This is a genomic window from Streptomyces sp. NPDC048270 (genome assembly GCF_040652335.1).
GTDB lineage: Bacteria > Actinomycetota > Actinomycetes > Streptomycetales > Streptomycetaceae > Streptomyces.
Map to the genome: position 1 here is coordinate 18,747 of NZ_JBEZLV010000004.1, position 19,135 is coordinate 37,881.

The following is a 19,135-nucleotide window of genomic DNA, read 5'->3' on the forward strand; positions in this document are numbered from 1 at the left end:
GTCGACCGACGGCGTGGGGGCCTTCCTCGTACTGCTGGGGGCTACTGGGCCGCGGGGAGGCCGTCCAGCTGCGCCCGGATCCGGGTGATGTCCGCCTCGGCCTTCGCGAGGCGGCCCTTGATCTTGTCCACGACGTTGTCGGGGGCCTTGGCCAGGAAGGCCTCGTTCCCGAGCTTGCCCTCGGCCTGCTGCTTCTCCTTCTCGGCGGCGGCCAGGTCCTTGCTCAGGCGCTTGCGCTCGGCGGCCACGTCGATGGTGCCCGACAGGTCGAGCGCGACGGTGGCGCCGCCGACCGGGAGGGTCGCGGTGGCGCTGAAGGAGTCGCCCTCCGGCTGGAGGCGCAGCAGCTGGCGGATGGCGCCCTCGTGCGCGGCCAGCGCCGTACCGCTGAGGTCCAGGCGGGCCGGGACCTTCTGGCCCGGCTGCAGACCCTGGTCGGCACGGAAGCGGCGGACCTCGGTGACGACGGCCTGCAGGTTCTCGATCTCGGCCTCGGCGGCCTCGTCGCGGAAGCCGCTGTCCTTCGGCCAGTCCGCGACGACGAGGGACTCGCCGCCGGTGAGCGTGGTCCACAGGGTCTCGGTGACGAAGGGGACCACCGGGTGCAGCAGGCGCAGGGTCGTGTCCAGGACCTCGCCGAGGACCCGGCCGGAGACCTCCGCCCCTTCGCCGCCCGCGAAGAAGGTCGTCTTGGACAGCTCGACGTACCAGTCGAAGACCTCGTCCCACGCGAAGTGGTAGAGGGCCTCGCTGAGCTTCGAGAACTGGAAGTCCTCGTAGTACGCGTCCACCTGCGCGACGGTCTTGTTCAGACGGGACAGGATCCAGCGGTCGGTCGCCGACATCCGCTCGACCGGCGGCAGCTCGCCCTCGATCGTCGCACCGTTCATCAGCGCGAAGCGGGTGGCGTTCCAGATCTTGTTGGCGAAGTTGCGCGACGCCTGGACCCAGTCCTCGCCGATCGGGACGTCGGTGCCGGGGTTGGCGCCCTTGGCCAGGGTGAAGCGGACGGCGTCGGAGCCGTACTTGTCCATCCAGTCCAGCGGGTCGACCACGTTGCCGAAGGACTTCGACATCTTCTTGCCGCGCTCGTCGCGGACCAGGCCGGTCAGCGCGATCGTCTTGAACGGCGCCTCGCCGTCCATGGCGTACAGGCCGAACATCATCATCCGGGCGACCCAGAAGAAGATGATGTCGTGGCCGGTGACCAGGACGTCGGTGGAGTAGAACTTCGCCAGGTCCGGGGTCTTCTCCGGCCAGCCGAGCGTCGAGAAGGGCCACAGGCCGGACGAGAACCAGGTGTCGAGGACGTCGGTGTCCTGGATCCAGCCCTCGCCCGTCGGCGCCTCGTCGTCCGGTCCGACGCAGACGACCTCGCCCTCGGGGCCGTACCAGACCGGGATGCGGTGGCCCCACCACAGCTGGCGCGAGATGCACCAGTCGTTGAGGTTGTCGACCCAGTCGAAGTAGCGCTTCGACATCTCCTCGGGGTGGATCGAGACCCGGCCGTCACGGACCGCGTCGCCGGCGGCCTTGGCGAGCGTGTCGACCTTGACCCACCACTGCAGGGACAGGCGGGGCTCGACGGTGGTGCGGCAACGCGAGCAGTGCCCGACGGAGTGCAGGTACGGGCGCTTCTCGGCGACGATGCGGCCCTGCTCGCGCAGGGCGCCGACGACCGCGGAACGCGCCTCGTAGCGGTCCAGGCCCAGGAAGGGGCCGTGCACGGTGATGATGCCGTGCTCGTCCATGATCGTCATGTTGGGCAGGCCGTGGCGCTGCCCGATGGCGAAGTCGTTCGGGTCGTGCGCCGGGGTCACCTTGACGGCGCCGGTGCCGAACTCCGGGTCGACGTGCGTGTCCGCGACGACCGGGATGGTCCGGTCGGTCAGCGGCAGCTTGATCTGCCTGCCGACGAGGTGCGCGTACCGCTCGTCGTCCGGGTGGACGGCGACGGCCGTGTCACCGAGCATCGTCTCGGCCCGCGTCGTCGCGACGACCAGGGTGTCCTCGCCCTCGCCGTACTTGATCGAGACGAGCTCGCCCGCGTCCTCCTGGTACTCCACCTCGATGTCGGAGATGGCCGTCAGACAGCGGGGGCACCAGTTGATGATGCGCTCGGCGCGGTAGATGAGCCCGTCGTCGAAGAGCTTCTTGAAGATCGTCTGGACGGCCTTGGACAGGCCCTCGTCCATGGTGAACCGCTCGCGGCTCCAGTCGACGCCGTCACCCAGCCGCCGCATCTGGCCGAGGATCTTGCCGCCGTACTCTTCCTTCCACTGCCAGACCCGCTCGACGAACTCCTCGCGGCCCAGGTCGTGGCGGGACTTGCCCTCCTCGGCGAGCTGCTGCTCGACCTTGTTCTGGGTGGCGATGCCGGCGTGGTCCATGCCGGGCAGCCACAGCGACTCGTAGCCCTGCATCCGCTTGCGGCGGGTCAGGGCGTCCATGAGCGTGTGCTGGAAGGCGTGCCCCAGGTGCAGGGAGCCGGTGACGTTCGGCGGCGGGATGACGATGGTGTACGCGGGCTTCTCGCTCGCGGGATCGGCCGTGAAGTACCCACGCTCCACCCAGCGCTCGTAGAGCTTCCCCTCTACCTCGGCCGGCGCGTACTGGGTCGGCAGTTCGGAGTTGGGGCTGCTGGGTGTCTGCGTGTTCTCGGTCACGGGCACAGTTTAGGGCCGTCACAGTCGAGTCATGAAACCGGTAATCGGGGGGCCCGGCGCCCTGTCCGCTCCCGGCTTCCGACAGGATGTGTGAAACAGATAAGCAACCTCACAGGGGGACGCGGAATGAGCTACAACCAGCCGGGACCGTACGGACAGCAGCCGCAGCAGCCCGGGCCGTACGGGCAGCAGCCCCCGCCGCCGCCGGGCCCCTACGGCCAGCCCGCGCCCCAGCCCGGCTACGGCTACCCGCAGCAGCCGGGCGTCCCGCCGCAGGGCTACCCGCAGCAGCCACAGCAGCAGCCGGGCTACGGCTACCCGCAGCAGCCCCCGTACGGCGGGATGCCCCCGCAGCAGCCGCCGAAGAAGTCCAAGGCCGGCGTGGTCATCGGCGTGATCGTCGCGGTCGCGGTGATCGCGGGCGGCGGCTGGTACTTCCTGGGCGGCGGCGCGGGCGGTGCCATCTCCGCCGACACCAAGGGCTACAAGCTGGTGGCCCCGGAGTCGGTCGACGAGTTCAAGAAGGACCCGAAGTACAAGGAGAAGGCCTTCACCGACAAGGACAAGAAGGAAGCCGAGGGAGTGGGCGTGAAGAACCCCACCCAGGTCGGCATGACCTACCAGTCCGGTGACCCGGCGAACCCCCTGGCCGGCAAGCTCCTCAACTTCTCGGGCGTCTACGGCGAGATCGAGGACCCGGAGAAGGCCGTGGACGCCTACTTCGCCCTGGCCAAGCTGGAGGCCACCAAGGGCGACAGCAAGACGACCGTGGACCTCATCGGCAGCCCCAAGACGATGAGCCCGGCCGGGTTCGAGGGCGCCGTGATGAAGTGCCAGGAGGCCAAGTTCTCCTCCAAGGACGCGGCCGCCAAGGGCCCGAAGGAGTTCACCCTCCCGATCTGCATCTGGGGTGACTACAGCACCCTGAGCACGGTCACCTCCATGGAGATGGCCTCCATCATCTCCGGCAAGTCGGGCTACACCCTGGAGCAGACCGCGGACCTCACCGCGAAGCTCTACAAGACGGCCCGCGTCAAGAAGTAACGGGCCGGCACCACGCGCAGAAGGGGCGCCCCCGGTCGGGGGCGCCCCTTCTGCGTGCTCCGTGCTCCGTGCTCCGTGCGGTTACGCCGACTTCTCGTGCGGGCCCTGGTCCTTCGGGACGATGCGGGGGACCAGCGTCGGGTTGACGTTGGAGCGGACCACGTCCGCCGTGATGACCACGCGGGCCACGTCCTTGCGGGACGGGACCTCGTACATCACCGACATCAGGACCTCCTCCATGATGGCGCGCAGGCCGCGCGCGCCCGTCTGGCGGAGGATCGCCTGGTCGGCGATCGCCTCGAGCGCCTCGCGCTCGAAGTCCAGTTCCACGCCGTCGAGTTCGAACAGCCGCTGGTACTGCTTCACCAGGGCGTTGCGCGGCTCGATGAGGATCTGGAGCAGGGCCTCGCGGTCCAGGTTGTGCACCGAGGTCAGCACGGGGAGACGGCCGATGAACTCGGGGATCATCCCGAACTTGACCAGGTCCTCCGGCATGACCTCCTGGAACTGGTCGCTCGCCTCGATCTCGCGCTTCGAGCGGATCGTCGCCCCGAAGCCGATGCCCTTGGCTCCCGCACGCGACTCGATGATCTTCTCCAGGCCGGCGAAGGCGCCGCCCACGATGAAGAGCACGTTCGTCGTGTCGATCTGGATGAACTCCTGGTGCGGGTGCTTGCGGCCGCCCTGCGGGGGGACGGACGCCGTCGTGCCCTCGAGGATCTTGAGGAGGGCCTGCTGGACGCCCTCGCCCGAGACATCGCGCGTGATCGACGGATTCTCGCTCTTGCGGGCGACCTTGTCGATCTCGTCGATGTAGATGATCCCGGTCTCGGCCTTCTTGACGTCGTAGTCCGCGGCCTGGATCAGCTTGAGCAGGATGTTCTCGACGTCCTCGCCGACGTACCCGGCCTCCGTCAGCGCCGTCGCGTCGGCGATGGCGAACGGGACGTTCAGCATGCGCGCGAGCGTCTGGGCGAGGAGGGTCTTGCCGGAGCCGGTGGGGCCCAGCAGCAGGATGTTCGACTTCGCGAGCTCGATCGCGTCCTCGCGGCCCTGCGCGCCGCCGTTCTCGCCGGCCTGGACCCGCTTGTAGTGGTTGTACACCGCGACGGAGAGCGCCTTCTTCGCCGGCTCCTGGCCGACGACGTAGCTCTCCAGGAACTCGTAGATCTCACGGGGCTTGGGGAGTTCCTCCCACCGGACCTCGGAGGTCTCCGCGAGCTCCTCTTCGATGATCTCGTTGCAGAGGTCGATGCACTCGTCGCAGATGTACACACCGGGTCCTGCGATGAGCTTCTTCACCTGCTTCTGGCTCTTTCCGCAGAACGAGCACTTGAGCAGGTCGCCGCCGTCACCGATGCGTGCCACGAGGTGCTTCCCCTTCGCCTGGGAGACGCCTGGTTCAGCGCTCCTGGTGCCTCATATCCGACGGTACCTTGCCGGGGGCCCCGTGCGGGGCCCCCTTGACGTGGTTCACATCGCCGAATGCGGCGGCGCGTCCACGCCAACTGGCGGCAAGGATCAGTGCGAACTCTTGCGGGTGGAGATGATCTGGTCGATCAGGCCGTACGCGAGGGCGTCCTCGGCCGTGAGGATCTTGTCGCGCTCGATGTCGTCGCGGATCTTCTCGATCGGCGTCGTCGAGTGCTTGGCCAGCATGGTCTCCAGCTGGTCGCGCATGCGCAGGATCTCGTTGGCCGCGATCTCCAGGTCGGAGAGCTGCTCACGGCCGGTGCCGCCGGAGGGCTGGTGGATCAGCACGCGGGCGTTCGGCAGGGCCATGCGCTTGCCGGGGGTGCCGGCGGCGAGCAGGACCGCGGCGGCGGAGGCCGCCTGGCCCATGCAGACCGTCTGGATGTCCGGCTTCACGAACTGCATCGTGTCGTAGATCGCCGTCAGCGCGGTGAAGGAGCCGCCGGGGCTGTTGATGTAGATCGAGATGTCGCGGTCCGGGTCCATCGACTCCAGGCACAGCAGCTGCGCCATGACGTCGTTGGCCGAGGCGTCGTCGATCTGCACGCCGAGGAAGATCACGCGCTCCTCGAACAGCTTCGCGTACGGGTCGTACTCGCGCACGCCCTGCGAGGTGCGCTCGACGAAGCGCGGGATGACGTAGCGGTTGTCCACCTGCGGGCCGGAGTAGAGGCCGCTCGCGGAGAAGTTGTTCTGCATCTGGGTGTTCACCATCCTGGTGGCGTTCTGCGGGCTGTCGGCTGCTCGGTGCTGGCGGGGGGCCTTGGGTCAGGCCCCGGTGCCGCCGCCGCCCGGCACGTTGGACGCGGCCGAGATGATCTCGTCGATCAGGCCGTACTCCTTGGCCTCCACGGCGGTGAACCAGCGGTCGCGGTCGCCGTCGCGGATGATCGCCTCGACGGTCTGGCCCGAGTGGAACGCGGTGATCTCGGCCATGCGCTGCTTGGTGCGCAGCAGGTACTGGGCCTGGATCTTGATGTCCGACGCGGTGCCGCCGATGCCGGCGGAGCCCTGGTGCATCAGGATGTCGGTGTTCGGCAGGGCGAAGCGCTTGCCCTTGGCGCCACCGGTGAGCAGGAACTGGCCCATCGAGGCGGCCATGCCCATGCCGATGGTGACGACGTCGTTCGGGATGTACTGCATGGTGTCGTACACCGCCATGCCCGCCGTCACCGAGCCACCGGGGCTGTTGATGTACAGGTAGATGTCCTTCTCGGGCTCGGCCGCGAGGAGGAGGAGCTGCGCCGTGATCTTGTTGGCGATCTCGTCGTCGACCTGCTGGCCGAGGAAGATGATGCGCTCGCCGAGCAGCCGGTTGTAGACATGGTCGCCGAGGCCGCCACCGATGGACGGCTCACCCGCGGCGTAAGGCATCAGATTCGTCACGTATCCACCTGCTCGTCTCCGACGGCCATGTGCCGTCTCAGCGTCTCGTTCTGGGGCGCGGCCCTGCCGTGCGGACGAGTCCGCCGGCATCCGGTTACTCCCGTGCCCTCGTATTCATGGACCCTAACGCGCAGGTAGGACAACGCCATCCCGCTTCCCGAACTGTTCGCTCGGAGCGCAAGGTCCCGGGCCCTTCCGGGGGGAGTGCGGAAGGGCCCGGACGCGCCGGCGTCCGGGCCCTTCGGGGCACTGCTCAGTGGGCTTCGCCCGGGGTGCTACTTGGCCTCGTCGGCCTTCGCCTCGGCGTCGGCGTCGGCCTCGACCGTCTCGGCGGCCTCGTCCTCGTCCTCGTCGGAGAGGTCGATGACCTCACCGTTGGTGTCGACGACCTTGGCGGCCTCGACGACGACCGCGAGGGCCTTGCCGCGGGCGACCTCGCCGACCAGCATCGGGACCTGGCCGCCCTCGACGACGGCCTGGGCGAACTGGTCGGGGGACATGCCGGAGGAGGCGGCGCGGCGCATGAGGTGCTCGGTGAGCTCCTCCTGGTCGACGCCCAGCTTCTCCTTGTTGACCAGCGCGTCGAGGACGAACTGGGTCTTGATGCCCTTGACGGCCTGCTCGGAGGTCTCGGCCTCGAACTCCTCGACCGTCTTGCCCTGGAACTCCAGGTACTTCTCGATGGTCAGACCCATCTGGCCGAGCTGGTGGTGCTCGAGGTTGTGCTTGCGGGTCTGGACCTCGTCCGCGAGCAGCTTCTCGGGGATCGGGACCTCGACGAGCTCCAGCAGCTTCTCCAGGACGCGCTCCTGGGCCTGCGTGGCCTGGTCGTACTGCTTCATGTTCTCGAGGCGCTTGCGGCTGTCGGCCTTGAGCTCGTCGAGGGTGTCGAACTCGCTCGCCATCTGGGCGAACTCGTCGTCCAGCTCCGGCAGCTCGCGGGCGGAGACCTTGGTGACCTTGACGGTGACCTCGGCGTCCTTGCCCTCGGCGGAGCCGCCCTTCAGCTGCGAGGTGAAGGTGGCCTCGCCACCGGCCTCGAGGCCCTTGACGGCCTCGTCGATGCCGTCGAGGAGCTCGCCCGAGCCGATGGTGTAGGACACGTCGGAAGCGACGCCGTCCTCCAGCACCTCGCCGTCGACCTTGGCCTCGAGGTCGATGGTGACGACGTCACCGTCGGCGGCGGCGCGCTCGACGTCCTTGGTGGACGCGAAGCGGCCGCGCAGCTGCTCGACGGACTTCTCGACGTCCTCGTCGGAGACCTCGATGGCGTCGACCTCGACCTCGATGCCGGAGTAGTCCGGGATCTCGATCTCGGGGCGCACGTCGACCTCGGCGGTGAAGGCCAGCAGCTCGCCGTCCTTCAGCTCCGTGATGTCGACCTCGGGCTGGCCCAGCGGGTTCAGGTCGGCCTCGTTGACCGCCTCGGTGTAGAACTTCGGGAGGGCGTCGTTGACGGCCTCCTCCAGCACCGCACCGCGGCCGAAGCGCTGGTCGATGACCCGGGCCGGGATCTTGCCCTTGCGGAAGCCCTTCACCGTGACCTGCTGGTTGATCTTCTTGTACGCCGCGTCGAGGCTGTCCTTGAGCTCCTCGAAGGGCACCTCAACAGTGAGCCGAACCCGAGTCGGGTTCAGGGTCTCCACGGCGCTCTTCACGGTTCGGTCTCCTTGTGGCTGACTGCTGGGGATTCTGCCGTCACGCTGAGATTCAGCGGTTCGGCGGACTTCGGCCCGGTACATCAGACACACGGGCACGCAGCTTGCATAGTAACCGCAAGCGGCAATCAGCCCACAACGCGATCTTGTGGTGGCCCCCGATGGCTCGAAGGAGACACTGCTGGTGGTCGGGGTGGCCGGATTCGAACCGACGACCTTCCGCTCCCAAAGCGGACGCGCTACCAAGCTGCGCCACACCCCGTCGGTGCGACACGTAGGGTACATGCCCGGAGACCCTCCGATGCGCGGGGTTTCCGGAGTTTCCCGCCGGTATCCCCGGCGACCTCCGCACCGACTCCCCGGCACCCCCTCGCGGCACACTCGAATGCGGTGTGCACTCCCCCGGCACGACCCGCTAGGATGCTGTCCGTGCCACGGTCCCCGGACCTGTGGCGCATGCTGCGGGTGTAGCTCAATGGTAGAGCACTAGTCTTCCAAACTAGCTACGCGGGTTCGATTCCCGTCACCCGCTCTGAAACACAAAGGGCCAGGTCAGAGGACATCTCCTCGACTTGGCCCTTCGTCGTTCCCGGGGCTCCGATCAGCTCCGCGTGCCCCCTGCGTGCCCCTTGCCCCGCGGATCTTCCTCCGTGCCCTTGCCTGCCCTGCGGCCCTTCTTCACAAGCCCACTCAGCGCGTTGGCGATCAGCCGGTCCCGATCGGCGCTGGCGTGCTGGTAGATCAGCGCGGCGCGAGCGGTGCTGTGGCCCATGCGCGTCATCAACTCCCGCGTACTGGCACCTGTTGAGGCGGCGAGCGTATTGCCCGTGTGCCGAAGGTCATGGAAATGCAGCCCCTTGACCCCCGCCTCGCCGCACGCCTTGTGCCAGAGCCGGTTGAAATGGTTCCGGCGCGGAGTCGCCCCCTTGGCGCCAACGAAGACACGCCCGTCGGCGCCGGGCTCGGCGTACCGCTTCAGGTGCTGGCGGATGTCCGGGAGGATCACCCCGGGGATGGAGACCGTCCTCTTACCTGCGGCACTCTTCGGAGCCTTGATCTCCCGCTGACCGTTGCTCAGCTCGGCGACGGCCCGCCGGACGCGTACGGTCCCGCCCTCTAGGTCCACGTCCCGCCGGTGGAGGCCGATCAGCTCACCCCAGCGCAGTCCGAGGAAGCCGGCCATGAGGACGAGGGCGCGGTAGCGCGGCTGGATCGCCTCGGCCAGCGCGTAGACCTCGTTGACCGTGGCGGTCGGACGTTCCGGGGTGTGTACGGAACTGGCGCCCTTGACCTGGCAGGGGTTCCGCCGGATCAGCTCGTCGGACACGGCCGTCCCCAGGATGGCGCGGAGCAGGGCGTAGGCCTTGGCCACCGTGGTGGGGCCGGTGCCGGCGGCGAGCTTGTCGGCACGCCAGCTCCGTACGAGGGGCGGCGAGATCTCCGCCAGGTTGACGGCGCCGAGGACCGGCTCCAGGTGGTGCTTGAGGAGCGAGCCGTAGAGCTGGCGCGTGGTGCTGGTCAGCTCGCGCTCTTTGATCCAGGCGACGGCGTACGGCCCGAAGGCGACCTTCCCGGCGTCCGGGTCCTGCCAGTCCCCCTTACGCATCTCGGTCTGCTTGTCGGCGAGCCAGTCGTCCGCGTCCCGCTTGGTCCGGAAGGTCTCCGGCGCGGGACGGAGCTGCCCGTCCGGGCCGAGGTACCGGGCCTGGTACCGGCCGGAGGGCAACTTCCGGACCCGGCCGAATGGACGGCGCTTTCCGGCCATCAGGCAGCCACCCCCAGACGGCTCCTACGCGGCTCGATGGTGTGAGCGTCGATGTACGCCCGTACGGCACTCTCGGGAATCCGCACGTGCCGCCCGACTTTCACGTAGGTGATCCGCCGCTCTTCCACCAGCCGCCGGGGGAATCGGACGGTGGTGCCGAGCAGTTCGGCGACCTGGACGACGCTGAGGTAGCGCTCATTCATGCTGCTCTCCTTGCAGGGCTTCGCGGGCGGTCTGGCGGTTCAGCTGAATGTCGCGGGCGATGGTGGCGGCCAGTACCGACTCCCCCGGGCTGTGGCCGTGGCCGGCGTACTGCCAGGAGGCGAGGACGAGCACGCTGTCCGGCTCCACGTCGTCCAGGCCACGGGCTTCGCGTTCCTGGGCGGCGCGATAGTCGGCGCGGGTCTGGCGCAGGGCACCGAGGGTGGTGGAGTACCGGCGGGACTTGGTGGAGAAGTGGCCGCGGAAGCCGAGCATGTGCGACCAGGCCGCGAGGCGGCGGTCCGGGTAGAGCAGGTCCAGGTCGAGGCAGGCCGCGACCAGGCGGGCGGCGTGGTCGGGGACATCGAGGAGGACCAGGGCCTCGCGGTTGCCGATACGGCGGTCGAGGGTGCCGGTGTTCTCGGCGGCCTTGGTCGCGTACTTGGCGACGTACGAGGCCACGGCCTGCTCGGTGATGTCCGAACCGTCGCCGAAGGCCTTGATGGGGCGGACGTCCAGCTGCGTGCCCCAACGAAAGATCCGGGCGGGCTGGTCGGCGGCCGCCGGGACCGTGACCGAGGTGTACGTATGGGCGACGGCGGCGCGGACGGAGCGGTCGAGGAGTCCGGTCGTGGCCCAGGCCGGCGGCGGAGTGTCCGGGCCGCTGGGTCCGTCGACGCGGATCACGGCGTGGAAGTGGACGGCGCCGCGCTTCTGGAACTCGGCGACCTTGCCGTAGGAGATCCGAGCCTCCTCCTTGATTTCGCGTTGAGTCAGTCCGGCGCGGGCGGCGATCTCGCGGCGAAGCCGGGTGGTAAAGCGCTGCCAAAGCTGACCGGCGTGGTTGTTGAAAAGGACGGCAGCGGCGTAGTCGTACGTGGCCGGGTCGAGGGCGGTACCCAGTTCGGGCGCGTCCTCCTGGTGGTGCTTGCCGCAGCGGCACGGGCGGCCGGCGGGGCGGTTGTGAACCGGGCCGAAGGACGGCGCGGTGAGGGTGGCGAAGACGCGGGGGTGCTCGCGGACGGCGGCGGGGATGTCGCGACGGTCGTCTCCCGCGAGCCCGGCCCGGATCAGGTGGTAGGTGTCCCCGGAGTAGGTCCAGGCGCAGGCAGGGCAGCGGGAGGCTCGACGGTTGCCGCAGGCGATCCGGAGTCGGGCGCCCGGTTCGTTCTCGGTGGAGTAGCGGTGCAGGATCGCACCGGACGTCTTGTCTTTGGCGACGGTCCATCCGGTGATGTGGATCGGGTCGGAGCAGCCGCCGGTGCGGCGGATCTGGTCCTCCCACCGGGCGTAACCGGGAGCCCCGGCCACCTTCAGCATGTCGCCGAGGAGGCCGGGATCCAGGTCCGCGAGGGTCGCGGAGTCGGTCACGCGGTCACCTGCCGGTCAGCTCGAGCAAGGCGGCGCAGGCCCAATCCGTGGCAGGCGGGGCAGTGGGCGGTGATGGTGCGCAGGGCACCGGTGCGGTCCCGGCCGCCGAGGGAGATCCTCACGGCGGGGAAGCCGTCACAGTTCGGGCAGACCTGAGTCGGGGCGTGGTGGTGCTGGGACATGATGGTGCTTCCTTCCGGATCATCTGGTTCGGGCAGGAGCACGGCGCCGGGACGGCGGAGACTTGGCGGTTGAGGCCGTCCCGGGGCCGGTCAGCGGTGGTGTCGGCCGTTGAGCAGCGAGCGCAGGACGACGGCGCAGACAGCGACCGAGGCGCCGGTGATGGCGACGGCCAGGAGCAACGAGACGACCACCGCGCCGACAACGAGGACCAGGCCCGCCCCAGCGGCGACGGCGGCAACGAGGCCGGCCGGAGTGAGACGGACGGCGGGCAGTTGCACGCGGGAGGCCGGCTGGCCGGGAGCAGGGGTCTGGGGGCAGTCGCAGACCGGGGCTGTGCCGCGGTGGGGCTCAACAGTGGGGATCGGCTGGACGAGCGGGGTGACGAGGCCGGTCGGGAGCGGGTTGACCGGGATCTTGGGCCGGATCATGTGGTTCTCCTTCCGGGTCGGGTTACTTGTTGATCGCGGTGTCGATGGCCGGTGCAAGGAAGCTGTCCGCGAGGAGGAAGCCGCCGAGGAGGATCACGGCGACGAGCCAGAGCGGCGGGCGGATCAGCTTGTAGCCGAGAACGCCGACGATGATCAGGGCGAGCCAGAGCGGGACGTCCACGAGAGCTCCTTCGGGGTCAGCTGACGCGGCAGCGGTGGGAGCGGGCGGCGAGCTGGGCGGCGGTCGAGGAGCTGTAGTCCGAAGACCAGCCGCAGCCGTCGGAGGTGCAGACGGCGGTGTCCTTGGCGCGGCCGTGGCGGTTGCGGTACGTGCCGATCTGGACCGGGCCGATCTTCATGAGCGAGCGAAAGTGGATCCGGGCGGGCATCGAGCCTCCTCAGACGAGCTGGGCAGCGATGGCTTCGGCCATCGGGGACGGGACGCCGAGCCGGGAACGCAGGGTCTCGGTGTCGATGTCCGAGCCGGTGCGGGTGCGGTGGTCGGCGGCGATCTTCTGGGCATGGGCTACGAGAGCGGGCGGAACGGTGTCGACCGGCTCAGGCACGGGCAGGGCGGGGAGCGGGTCGGCCTGTACGCCGGGTTCTGTCGCCCGGTCAACCACGGGCGGGGGCTCCGGATCGCTGGGGGGCGTAGGCCGGTGAACCAGGAGCGTTCCACCGAGGAAGGCGAGCGCGGGCCATCCGGCGACGAGGATTCGGAGCCAGTCCGGGACGTCGCGCAGGTCGAGAAGGCCAGCGGTGGCGACGTTGGCGCCAAGCGAGGCGGCGAGGGCGACGGCGAACCAGGACCAGGCCGCCCGCGAGGGCTCCCCCGCGTCCCGCAAGCTGCGCAGGCGGTGCCAAGCGGCGACGAGGAGCAGGTCCACGCTGACCGGATAAGCCCAGGCCTTCCAGCCGTGCTGTCCGGCAGCTTCGGCTAGGTCGTGCAAGTGGGCGAAGGAGAGGGCTCCGGCGATGACGGCCTGGACGAGGACGGCGTCCGGACGAACCAGGCGGGGCATGGGATTCACCTCCTTTCAGGCATGGGGCGGGTAGGGACTTGGCGCGTGAGGCCGCGCCGACCGAGTGGGACAAGTGCTTAGAAGGCACCTGCTGCGGTGGCCTTCGGCTGGACCTTGCCGATGAGGACGCGGACCGGAACCGCGGGCCGGAAGAGCTCCAGCTCCGGGATGGCCGGGGTGCGGTGCGCGTGGCCGTTGCAGGTGTCCACGGCGTGGCGGAGCGTGGTGTGCGGGGCCCGGATGCGGGACCAGCCGCCGGAGGAGTCACCGGCCACGGCCGTGCCGGGGCGGTCCTTGTCGATCTGGACGGCGGCGAGGACGGCGTCCGGGGAGATGTCCCCGAAGGCCATGTTCGCGGAGGTCTCGTCGTTGACGCGGTGGGCAGTACGGCCAGTGAGCTGGGCGCGGAGCATGGTGATCCCCTTGCCGAGCTCGGAGCCGAAGCGCTGCCCGCAGATCTCCAGGTAGATGCCGGCGGCGCGGCCGAGCTGGGAGAGCCGGACCAGGTGGGTGACGATCTGATCCCGCCGGGCTTCATCCGCCCTGCTCGCGGCGAGGGCGAGCTCCGCTACCTCGTCCACCAGGAGCACGACGGGCACGGGCCGCAAGTGCGCGGGCAGATCCCAGATATCGGCGGTGATCTCCGCATCCGGCAGGCTGACGCTGATGCGCTGCTCGGCACGTATGAGCTGGTAGACGCGACCCATGTACTCGACGAGAGCGGCCAGCAGGTCCACAGCGGCGTCCGGATTGTCCGCCAGGGCAGTGAACCGCGCTGCCAGTGGAGAGAGCTCCACCCCGTTCTTGCAGTCAATGCCGACGAGGGCGACGTTCTGCGGCGCGAGCCCTGCGACGAGGGTGCGCTGATACACAGACTTCCCCGACTGCGTCGCGCCGACGTTCAGGGCGTGCGGGACCTGCCGGTAGTCCCGGTAGTGCACTTCCCCGTCCTCCCGCAGTGCTACCGGCACCCGGAGCCCCTCAGCGGGAACGACCGCAGGCATGCGCACCCGCCTGAGTACGTCGTATCCCGTCATCCGCAGCTCGACCACGCCGGAGCGGATCTCGCGAGAGACGACGTTGTGGAGGGCGAAGGAGTGCCGCAGGCGGTCGGAGGAGGCGGAGAAGTCGAATGCGTCCTGGCCCGGCCGGAGTTTCAACCGCAGCACCAGACCGGTCGCCGTGGGGCGAAGCCGCAGGATGCGGGGCGAGCGGGGCTCGGGAACAGGGCGGTTGGCTGCCCGGGCGAGTGCCAGCCGCCAGCGGGAGGGCGGGACGGTGAGCCCGCAGGCGTCCATCACCGGCCGATAGCGGGTCAGGACGCGGACCGTCGCGAAGGTGACCCCGAAGGTCATCCAGTACCAGGTGGGCCGCAGCCAGCGGAGCGCGAGCACGAGGGCCACGGCGAGGACCACCAGCAGCGTGATCCATAAAGCATCCATGATCAGCCAGCCTTCGCGAGCGAGGTGACGGCCACGGCACGGAAGCTAATGCCGTGGCGCTTCTGGCCGTTGAACTCGTTCTCCCACGGCCGGGCGACCAGCCCGGTCAGCGCGACGGGGGTACCCATGGCCAGCTCACCCGAGATGTCGGGCTCCGCCACCGTCACAGGGATGACCTCGGCGTTTCCGTTCATCACGAACAGCACGTCAACGGTCATGAGGTTGTTGCCGGTGTCGCCGTCCAGGGCGATCTGACCGGTCTTCTTGTCCCGCATCTTGAGCTGCGGGGGCTGGGCGACCATCACGGTCGCGCCGGAGGTGTCGACAGGAATCTGACGCACAGCAGATCACTCCTCTATAGAGGTCAAGCTCCTTCACTCCTGTATAGGAGTTACATGAAGAAGAGTGCACGACTCCTATACATGAGTCAACCCGCCGCGAAGGGAAACTCACGGCGGGCTGTGGAGAGTTGACCGGGCGTCAGTCGCGCGCGGGGATCCGGTACTCGAAGACGAACTGGTCAGCAGCCATGAGGGTGTCGCAGACCTCGACCACGCGCCCCTCCTCCGTGACCGCGTTCCGCAGCAGGTGGACGACCGGGGAGCCGGGGCTCAGCGACAGCTCGGTGGCTTCAGCCTTGGCAGCCGGCCGGGCCTGGAGCGTCTCCACGAACTCCGCGAAGACGTGACCGTGATCCTCCAGCCGGGCGTAGATACCGCCGGGCCCCGGGTTGTCGGCGAAGAGTTCGGGGATATCCTTCGCGACGTCCCACGGCAGGTACGACGTAGCCGTCTCCACCGGCGTCCCGTCCCGGAAGTACAGCCGCCGTCGGGCCAGCACCTGAGTCCCCACAGCCACCCCGAGCCGCTCAGCGATCTCCTCCGGCGCCTCCATCGGCCCGCGGAAGAGCATGCTCACCGAAGCCTCAGCCCCGGACTGAGCCGACTCGGCCAGGTACGCCGCCTTGCCCTCCTGCCGGTGCGTACGCCGGAAGCGATCCGAGGACCGATGCCGGACGGGCGGCCGGGCCTTCACGAACGACCCCTTGCCGTGCCGGGTCTCGACCAGCCCGCTCGCGCGGACCTCCAACATTGCCTTGCGGACAGTCCCGCCGGCGACGCCGTACCGCTCAACCAGCTCGGACTCACTCGGCACCATGTCGCCGGCCTTCAACGCGCCAGCCCGGATCTGCTGAACGATGTCGTCAGCGATCTGCACGTAGCGCGGCACAGCCCCTCGGCCACCTCCTACTGCGGTTCCCATAGTCCTTCTCTTCCTCCTATGCTCCTGTACATGAGTACGGGTTCCCCGCAGGCCAAGTCAACGCCACTGCACTCCGTGTCCGTAGCCGGGGCAGTGCTCCGCGAGGACGGCCGACTGCTGGCGATCCGCCGAGCCGACAACGGGACTTGGGAGCTCCCGGGTGGAGTCCTTGAACTTGCCGAGTCCCCTGAGGCCGGCGTCCGCCGCGAGGTCCTAGAGGAAACCGGCGTTGAGGTCGAGGTCCAGGAGCTCACCGGGGTCTACAAGAACACCACCCGAGGCATCGTCGCCCTGGTCTTCCGCTGCAAGCCGTCCGGCGGGAACGAACGCACCTCGGAGGAATCAACCGCGGTCGCCTGGCTCACCCCGGAAGAGGTCGCAGCCCAGATGTCCGAGGTCTACGCGATCCGCCTCCTGGACGCCCTGGATCACGCGGGCCCCCACGTCCGCAGCCACGACGGCCGCCAGCTCGTCACCTCATGACCCACGAGGAGGCTGTGCGCCTGGTCCAGCAACTCATGGACGGCGACATAGCGACCGAGGACGAGGGCAGCAAGATCATCGAAGCCCTGGAACTGGGCCTACGGTGCCCGCACGTCAGCGACTACATCTTCTACCCGGGCCCCGGGCAGCACCCTTCCGCCGAGCAAATCGTCGAACGAGCCTTGGCCTACCGCCCGATCACTCTCTGATCCCGAGGCCATGCGGTAAGAGTTTCCCTACTTCATCAAGGCACCCGCCGCGCACGCGCGGCGCGCGCGGCCCGTCGCCCGGGCCTGCGCTCCTGTCTGCGCCCCGCTCCAGCCCGGCCGCCGGCCGCACGCCTACGGCTCGGGTAGATGGTGGGAGAAACCCGCGGTGGCTGGGGCGGTCGGCTCCACGGCTTTACCCACCTCCCCGGTTCGGGTCCCGCGTCGGGCAAGACCAGGGGGCCACTCGACCACATTGCGGTCAGGCCCAAAGCCTGCCCGAGTTGCCAACCAGCGTACGGCCCCCTGATCATGCCCGACCCCAAACCGGGCAGGACACCGGCCAAAGCCGCTCCGCCGCCCGAGTTGCTTGGCTCAACGTAGAAACCGAGGAGAAGGCTCTCTTCCCCGATGTCACCTCAACTAGGCTGTGACAAGGCGCTAGGTGCAGAGGTGAGGGGGACGTTACGTGATGCGCATCGGCATGATCGGCCACGGATCCGAAGAAGAGTTGCGATCACTTCGCGAATGGCTGCTGGAGAGCCCTGAAATCCGCAGGCACGCAAGGATCACCTGGGACTTCGAAGAGCCACAGCCGGGCGAGATGAGCGGAGGCGCCGTAGCGGCCATTCAGCTCATTACCGATAACCTTTGGCAGATTGCTACCTTCGCACTTTCATACGCCACATGGCGGAAGACTCGCAGCCGGAACACCTCGGTAACAATCGAGCACAACGGTCGACGCTTGGTAATCGAGAGCGATGAAGAAGACACAGTGAATCGCATCATCAGGGAACTCGGCGACGAATAGGAAGTGTGGTGACACTTCCAAATCCTCAAGCATCTCGTGCAGTCCTTATCGGCGTAGGAGATTACACCCACCTGCCGAATCTCACGACGGTGCGGCAAAACATTGCCACTCTTGCGCAGATCCTCACGAGCACCGCGTCATGGAACCTTCCGCCGAAAAATTGCATCACCGTGCATGATCCCAGGACGCCAGAAGATTTGGTCGACCCTGTTCACCAGGGTGCCCAAGAAGCTACGGATGCCCTGCTGGTTTATTATGCAGGCCACGGTCTCCGAGGCAATAGCCGCGGTGAATTTCGACTCACACGATCAACTTCTCGACCGGGGGCTCCGCACACTTCAACAGATTACAACGATGTGCGAGAGACACTTCTCAATTCATCAGCTGTCACGCGCATTGTGATTCTTGACTGCTGCTACGCCGCGACAGCCCTCGGAGTCATGTCAGACCCCACCTCATTGGCCGAAGAGGCGTTCATTGAGGGAACATATTTGATTGCTGCCGCCGGGGAGACGCAAGCAGCCATGGCGGATAACGGTCACGGATTTACCGTATTCACGGGTGAACTGGTAGACCTACTTCGAAATGGCATACCGGACAAAACCAAGCAGTTTATTGACCTGGATTCCACCTACTCGCACTTGCTTCAATCACTTCGCTCCAAGGCTCGCCCACTTCCCCATAGAAGGGTGAGGGATTCCCCAGGGCGCCTTGCTCTTTCATTGAATAAGCAATGGAGCGACAAGGAATCATCCCCAAATGCGACCAGCGCCGACACCGCTTTGGAGATCCGACTAGAGGCGACCTCAGCACCTCCCGAGGACGGTCAACCTTTTACTGCCCCGCGTGCTGTGCGCGCCTCACCGTCAACCGGTCAGCCACAGACGGCCCCTCCCCCTAGCAGCATCACGCGCAACTCAGGTGCAGCAATAGCAACCGCCGGCACCTGGCTAGAAGCCGCTGACCAAAGCGAAGCGCCTAGCGAGGTTCCACTCGCAACGTGGGCATCACCAGGGGCGCAGCCAACGCTCGGCAACGTCATTCAAGTTCACCCCGACAGGAGGGCGCCCCGCACCCTCTCGGAGCTCAGCGAATTCTGGCCCGAGATCTTGGAGGCAGTGAAGGGCCACCGACGGTTCGCATGGATCGCGCTTAGCCACTATGCCAAGGTGGCAGAATTTGACGGAAATCGCGTCGTTCTCGAATTCGACACGAAAGCCCACTCGGATAGTTACCTTGAAGCAAAGGCAGATGAATCCCTGGAGCACGTCGTGCGTGAGGTTCTCATGCTCCCGTGGACATTCGAGGTGCGAGCTAAAAGCGCGGCCAACCCTACGGCGCCGAGACCTCAATGGTCACACAACGCTGGCGAATGGCCTACCAGTCGAAAATTCGCAGATATACATAATGCCGCCCCGCTCGGCTCGAACATTACGCGAGGATCCACTGAGCAACGACTCGCCGACCCATCGGTAGTCGATAAAAGCTGGGCCGCCGTCCTTGCTGAGGTTGAGAAGCGCCGACGTTTCGCTTTTATTGTCCTGAACAATTACGCGAAAGTCGAATATTTCGGAGAGTATACCGTACTCTTGATGTTCGCAAACGAGTCGGCCTTCCGCAACTACAATTCATCAGGCGTCCATCAATTGCTTGAGGCGACCCTATTGGAGATATTTCAGCGCCCGTATCATGTCGAAGCATGCACTAGTTCCGGGTGTGTGAACTTTTAACGT

21 protein-coding genes and 2 tRNA genes are annotated in these 19,135 nt (G+C 67.6%); 6 read left to right on the top strand and 17 right to left on the bottom strand.

Features of this window, described 5'->3' with window-relative positions:
- Positions 1–41 precede the first annotated feature (41 nt).
- Entirely contained in the window at positions 42–2,666 is a 2,625-nt protein-coding gene (locus AB0D66_RS05100) for a valine--tRNA ligase (protein WP_362296828.1), read from the bottom strand.
- A 126-nt stretch (positions 2,667–2,792) separates the two neighbouring features.
- Between AB0D66_RS05100 and AB0D66_RS05105 the strand changes: the two genes are divergently transcribed.
- Positions 2,793–3,710 (top strand): hypothetical protein, encoded by a 918-nt coding sequence (locus AB0D66_RS05105; RefSeq protein ID WP_362296831.1) that lies wholly within the window; start codon positions 2,793–2,795, stop codon positions 3,708–3,710.
- An 81-nt stretch (positions 3,711–3,791) separates the two neighbouring features.
- On the opposite strand, the gene clpX is transcribed toward AB0D66_RS05105, so the two are convergent.
- The 5 genes from clpX to AB0D66_RS05130 all read right to left on the bottom strand — a co-directional run bounded on the left by clpX (position 3,792) and on the right by AB0D66_RS05130 (position 8,489).
- The gene (gene clpX, locus AB0D66_RS05110) at positions 3,792–5,078 is read right to left on the bottom strand and encodes an ATP-dependent Clp protease ATP-binding subunit ClpX (protein WP_030649983.1); all 1,287 of its coding nucleotides are present in this window, start codon (positions 5,076–5,078) and stop codon (positions 3,792–3,794) included.
- A 153-nt stretch (positions 5,079–5,231) separates the two neighbouring features.
- Positions 5,232–5,897, bottom strand: coding sequence for an ATP-dependent Clp protease proteolytic subunit (locus AB0D66_RS05115; RefSeq protein ID WP_069920279.1), 666 nt, complete (start codon positions 5,895–5,897; stop codon positions 5,232–5,234).
- Between the two features lie 54 nt (positions 5,898–5,951).
- On the bottom strand, positions 5,952–6,569 hold the full coding sequence (locus AB0D66_RS05120; RefSeq protein WP_069920280.1) for an ATP-dependent Clp protease proteolytic subunit: 618 nt from the start codon (positions 6,567–6,569) through the stop codon (positions 5,952–5,954).
- A 275-nt stretch (positions 6,570–6,844) separates the two neighbouring features.
- Positions 6,845–8,227, bottom strand: coding sequence for a trigger factor (tig, locus tag AB0D66_RS05125; RefSeq protein WP_362296834.1), 1,383 nt, complete (start codon positions 8,225–8,227; stop codon positions 6,845–6,847).
- A 185-nt stretch (positions 8,228–8,412) separates the two neighbouring features.
- Positions 8,413–8,489 (bottom strand) — tRNA-Pro (locus AB0D66_RS05130).
- 199 nt (positions 8,490–8,688) lie between these two features.
- On the opposite strand from AB0D66_RS05130, the gene AB0D66_RS05135 reads away from it, so the two are divergent.
- A tRNA-Gly gene (locus AB0D66_RS05135) sits at positions 8,689–8,759 on the top strand.
- 69 nt (positions 8,760–8,828) lie between these two features.
- Here the strand turns inward: AB0D66_RS05135 and AB0D66_RS05140 are convergent.
- From AB0D66_RS05140 to AB0D66_RS05190, 11 genes are all read right to left on the bottom strand, one after another.
- Complete coding sequence (locus tag AB0D66_RS05140; RefSeq protein WP_362296837.1) at positions 8,829–9,992, bottom strand: site-specific integrase; 1,164 nt, start codon at positions 9,990–9,992, stop codon at positions 8,829–8,831.
- Positions 9,992–10,195, bottom strand: a complete 204-nt coding sequence (locus AB0D66_RS05145) for an excisionase family DNA-binding protein (RefSeq protein WP_362296839.1) — start codon at positions 10,193–10,195, stop codon at positions 9,992–9,994. Before AB0D66_RS05145 ends, AB0D66_RS05140 begins: the two co-directional genes overlap by 1 nt.
- Entirely contained in the window at positions 10,188–11,564 is a 1,377-nt protein-coding gene (gene repSA / locus AB0D66_RS05150; RefSeq protein WP_362296842.1) for a replication initiator protein RepSA, read from the bottom strand. Before repSA ends, AB0D66_RS05145 begins: the two co-directional genes overlap by 8 nt.
- Entirely contained in the window at positions 11,561–11,746 is a 186-nt protein-coding gene (locus tag AB0D66_RS05155; RefSeq protein ID WP_362296844.1) for a hypothetical protein, read from the bottom strand. Before AB0D66_RS05155 ends, repSA begins: the two co-directional genes overlap by 4 nt.
- A gap of 90 nt (positions 11,747–11,836) precedes the next feature.
- Positions 11,837–12,175 (bottom strand): SpdD-like protein, encoded by a 339-nt coding sequence (locus tag AB0D66_RS05160; protein WP_362296847.1) that lies wholly within the window; start codon positions 12,173–12,175, stop codon positions 11,837–11,839.
- A 22-nt stretch (positions 12,176–12,197) separates the two neighbouring features.
- Positions 12,198–12,356 (bottom strand): hypothetical protein, encoded by a 159-nt coding sequence (locus tag AB0D66_RS05165; protein WP_362296849.1) that lies wholly within the window; start codon positions 12,354–12,356, stop codon positions 12,198–12,200.
- A gap of 16 nt (positions 12,357–12,372) precedes the next feature.
- Positions 12,373–12,564, bottom strand: coding sequence for a mobile element transfer protein (locus AB0D66_RS05170; protein ID WP_362296852.1), 192 nt, complete (start codon positions 12,562–12,564; stop codon positions 12,373–12,375).
- 9 nt (positions 12,565–12,573) lie between these two features.
- A complete protein-coding gene (locus tag AB0D66_RS05175; RefSeq protein ID WP_362296855.1) occupies positions 12,574–13,197 on the bottom strand; it encodes a DUF2637 domain-containing protein in 624 nt (207 codons plus the stop codon).
- A gap of 77 nt (positions 13,198–13,274) precedes the next feature.
- Positions 13,275–14,639 (bottom strand): FtsK/SpoIIIE domain-containing protein, encoded by a 1,365-nt coding sequence (locus AB0D66_RS05180; RefSeq protein ID WP_362296858.1) that lies wholly within the window; start codon positions 14,637–14,639, stop codon positions 13,275–13,277.
- A gap of 2 nt (positions 14,640–14,641) precedes the next feature.
- Positions 14,642–14,980: a hypothetical protein gene (locus tag AB0D66_RS05185; protein ID WP_362296861.1), complete on the bottom strand. Its 339-nt coding sequence runs from the start codon at positions 14,978–14,980 to the stop codon at positions 14,642–14,644.
- Between the two features lie 139 nt (positions 14,981–15,119).
- Positions 15,120–15,902, bottom strand: a complete 783-nt coding sequence (locus tag AB0D66_RS05190) for a GntR family transcriptional regulator (RefSeq protein ID WP_362296864.1) — start codon at positions 15,900–15,902, stop codon at positions 15,120–15,122.
- An 18-nt stretch (positions 15,903–15,920) separates the two neighbouring features.
- Here AB0D66_RS05190 and AB0D66_RS05195 point away from each other — a divergent pair, with 18 nt between their 5' ends.
- From AB0D66_RS05195 to AB0D66_RS05210, 4 genes are all read left to right on the top strand, one after another.
- Positions 15,921–16,385, top strand: coding sequence for an NUDIX domain-containing protein (locus AB0D66_RS05195; protein WP_362296868.1), 465 nt, complete (start codon positions 15,921–15,923; stop codon positions 16,383–16,385).
- Positions 16,382–16,594, top strand: coding sequence for a bacteriocin immunity protein (locus AB0D66_RS05200; RefSeq protein ID WP_362296871.1), 213 nt, complete (start codon positions 16,382–16,384; stop codon positions 16,592–16,594). Before AB0D66_RS05195 ends, AB0D66_RS05200 begins: the two co-directional genes overlap by 4 nt.
- Before the next feature lie 469 nt (positions 16,595–17,063).
- Positions 17,064–17,402, top strand: coding sequence for a hypothetical protein (locus AB0D66_RS05205; RefSeq protein ID WP_362296873.1), 339 nt, complete (start codon positions 17,064–17,066; stop codon positions 17,400–17,402).
- An 8-nt stretch (positions 17,403–17,410) separates the two neighbouring features.
- Positions 17,411–19,132, top strand: coding sequence for a caspase family protein (locus tag AB0D66_RS05210; RefSeq protein ID WP_362296875.1), 1,722 nt, complete (start codon positions 17,411–17,413; stop codon positions 19,130–19,132).
- Positions 19,133–19,135: the final 3 nt, after the last annotated feature.

Bases quoted from the DNA above. Each gene is read 5' to 3' on its own strand.
- AB0D66_RS05105 (WP_362296831.1), top strand. From the start codon at position 2,793: ATGAGCTACAACCAGCCGGGACCGTACGGACAGCAGCCGCAGCAGCCC.
- AB0D66_RS05115 (WP_069920279.1), bottom strand. From the start codon at position 5,897: ATGGTGAACACCCAGATGCAGAACAACTTCTCCGCGAGCGGCCTCTAC.
- AB0D66_RS05140 (WP_362296837.1), bottom strand. From the start codon at position 9,992: ATGGCCGGAAAGCGCCGTCCATTCGGCCGGGTCCGGAAGTTGCCCTCC.
- AB0D66_RS05145 (WP_362296839.1), bottom strand. From the start codon at position 10,195: ATGAATGAGCGCTACCTCAGCGTCGTCCAGGTCGCCGAACTGCTCGGC.
- AB0D66_RS05155 (WP_362296844.1), bottom strand. From the start codon at position 11,746: ATGTCCCAGCACCACCACGCCCCGACTCAGGTCTGCCCGAACTGTGAC.
- AB0D66_RS05160 (WP_362296847.1), bottom strand. From the start codon at position 12,175: ATGATCCGGCCCAAGATCCCGGTCAACCCGCTCCCGACCGGCCTCGTC.
- AB0D66_RS05170 (WP_362296852.1), bottom strand. From the start codon at position 12,564: ATGCCCGCCCGGATCCACTTTCGCTCGCTCATGAAGATCGGCCCGGTC.
- AB0D66_RS05175 (WP_362296855.1), bottom strand. From the start codon at position 13,197: ATGCCCCGCCTGGTTCGTCCGGACGCCGTCCTCGTCCAGGCCGTCATC.
- AB0D66_RS05180 (WP_362296858.1), bottom strand. From the start codon at position 14,639: ATGGATGCTTTATGGATCACGCTGCTGGTGGTCCTCGCCGTGGCCCTC.
- AB0D66_RS05190 (WP_362296864.1), bottom strand. From the start codon at position 15,902: ATGGGAACCGCAGTAGGAGGTGGCCGAGGGGCTGTGCCGCGCTACGTG.
- AB0D66_RS05195 (WP_362296868.1), top strand. From the start codon at position 15,921: ATGCTCCTGTACATGAGTACGGGTTCCCCGCAGGCCAAGTCAACGCCA.
- AB0D66_RS05200 (WP_362296871.1), top strand. From the start codon at position 16,382: ATGACCCACGAGGAGGCTGTGCGCCTGGTCCAGCAACTCATGGACGGC.
- AB0D66_RS05205 (WP_362296873.1), top strand. From the start codon at position 17,064: ATGCGCATCGGCATGATCGGCCACGGATCCGAAGAAGAGTTGCGATCA.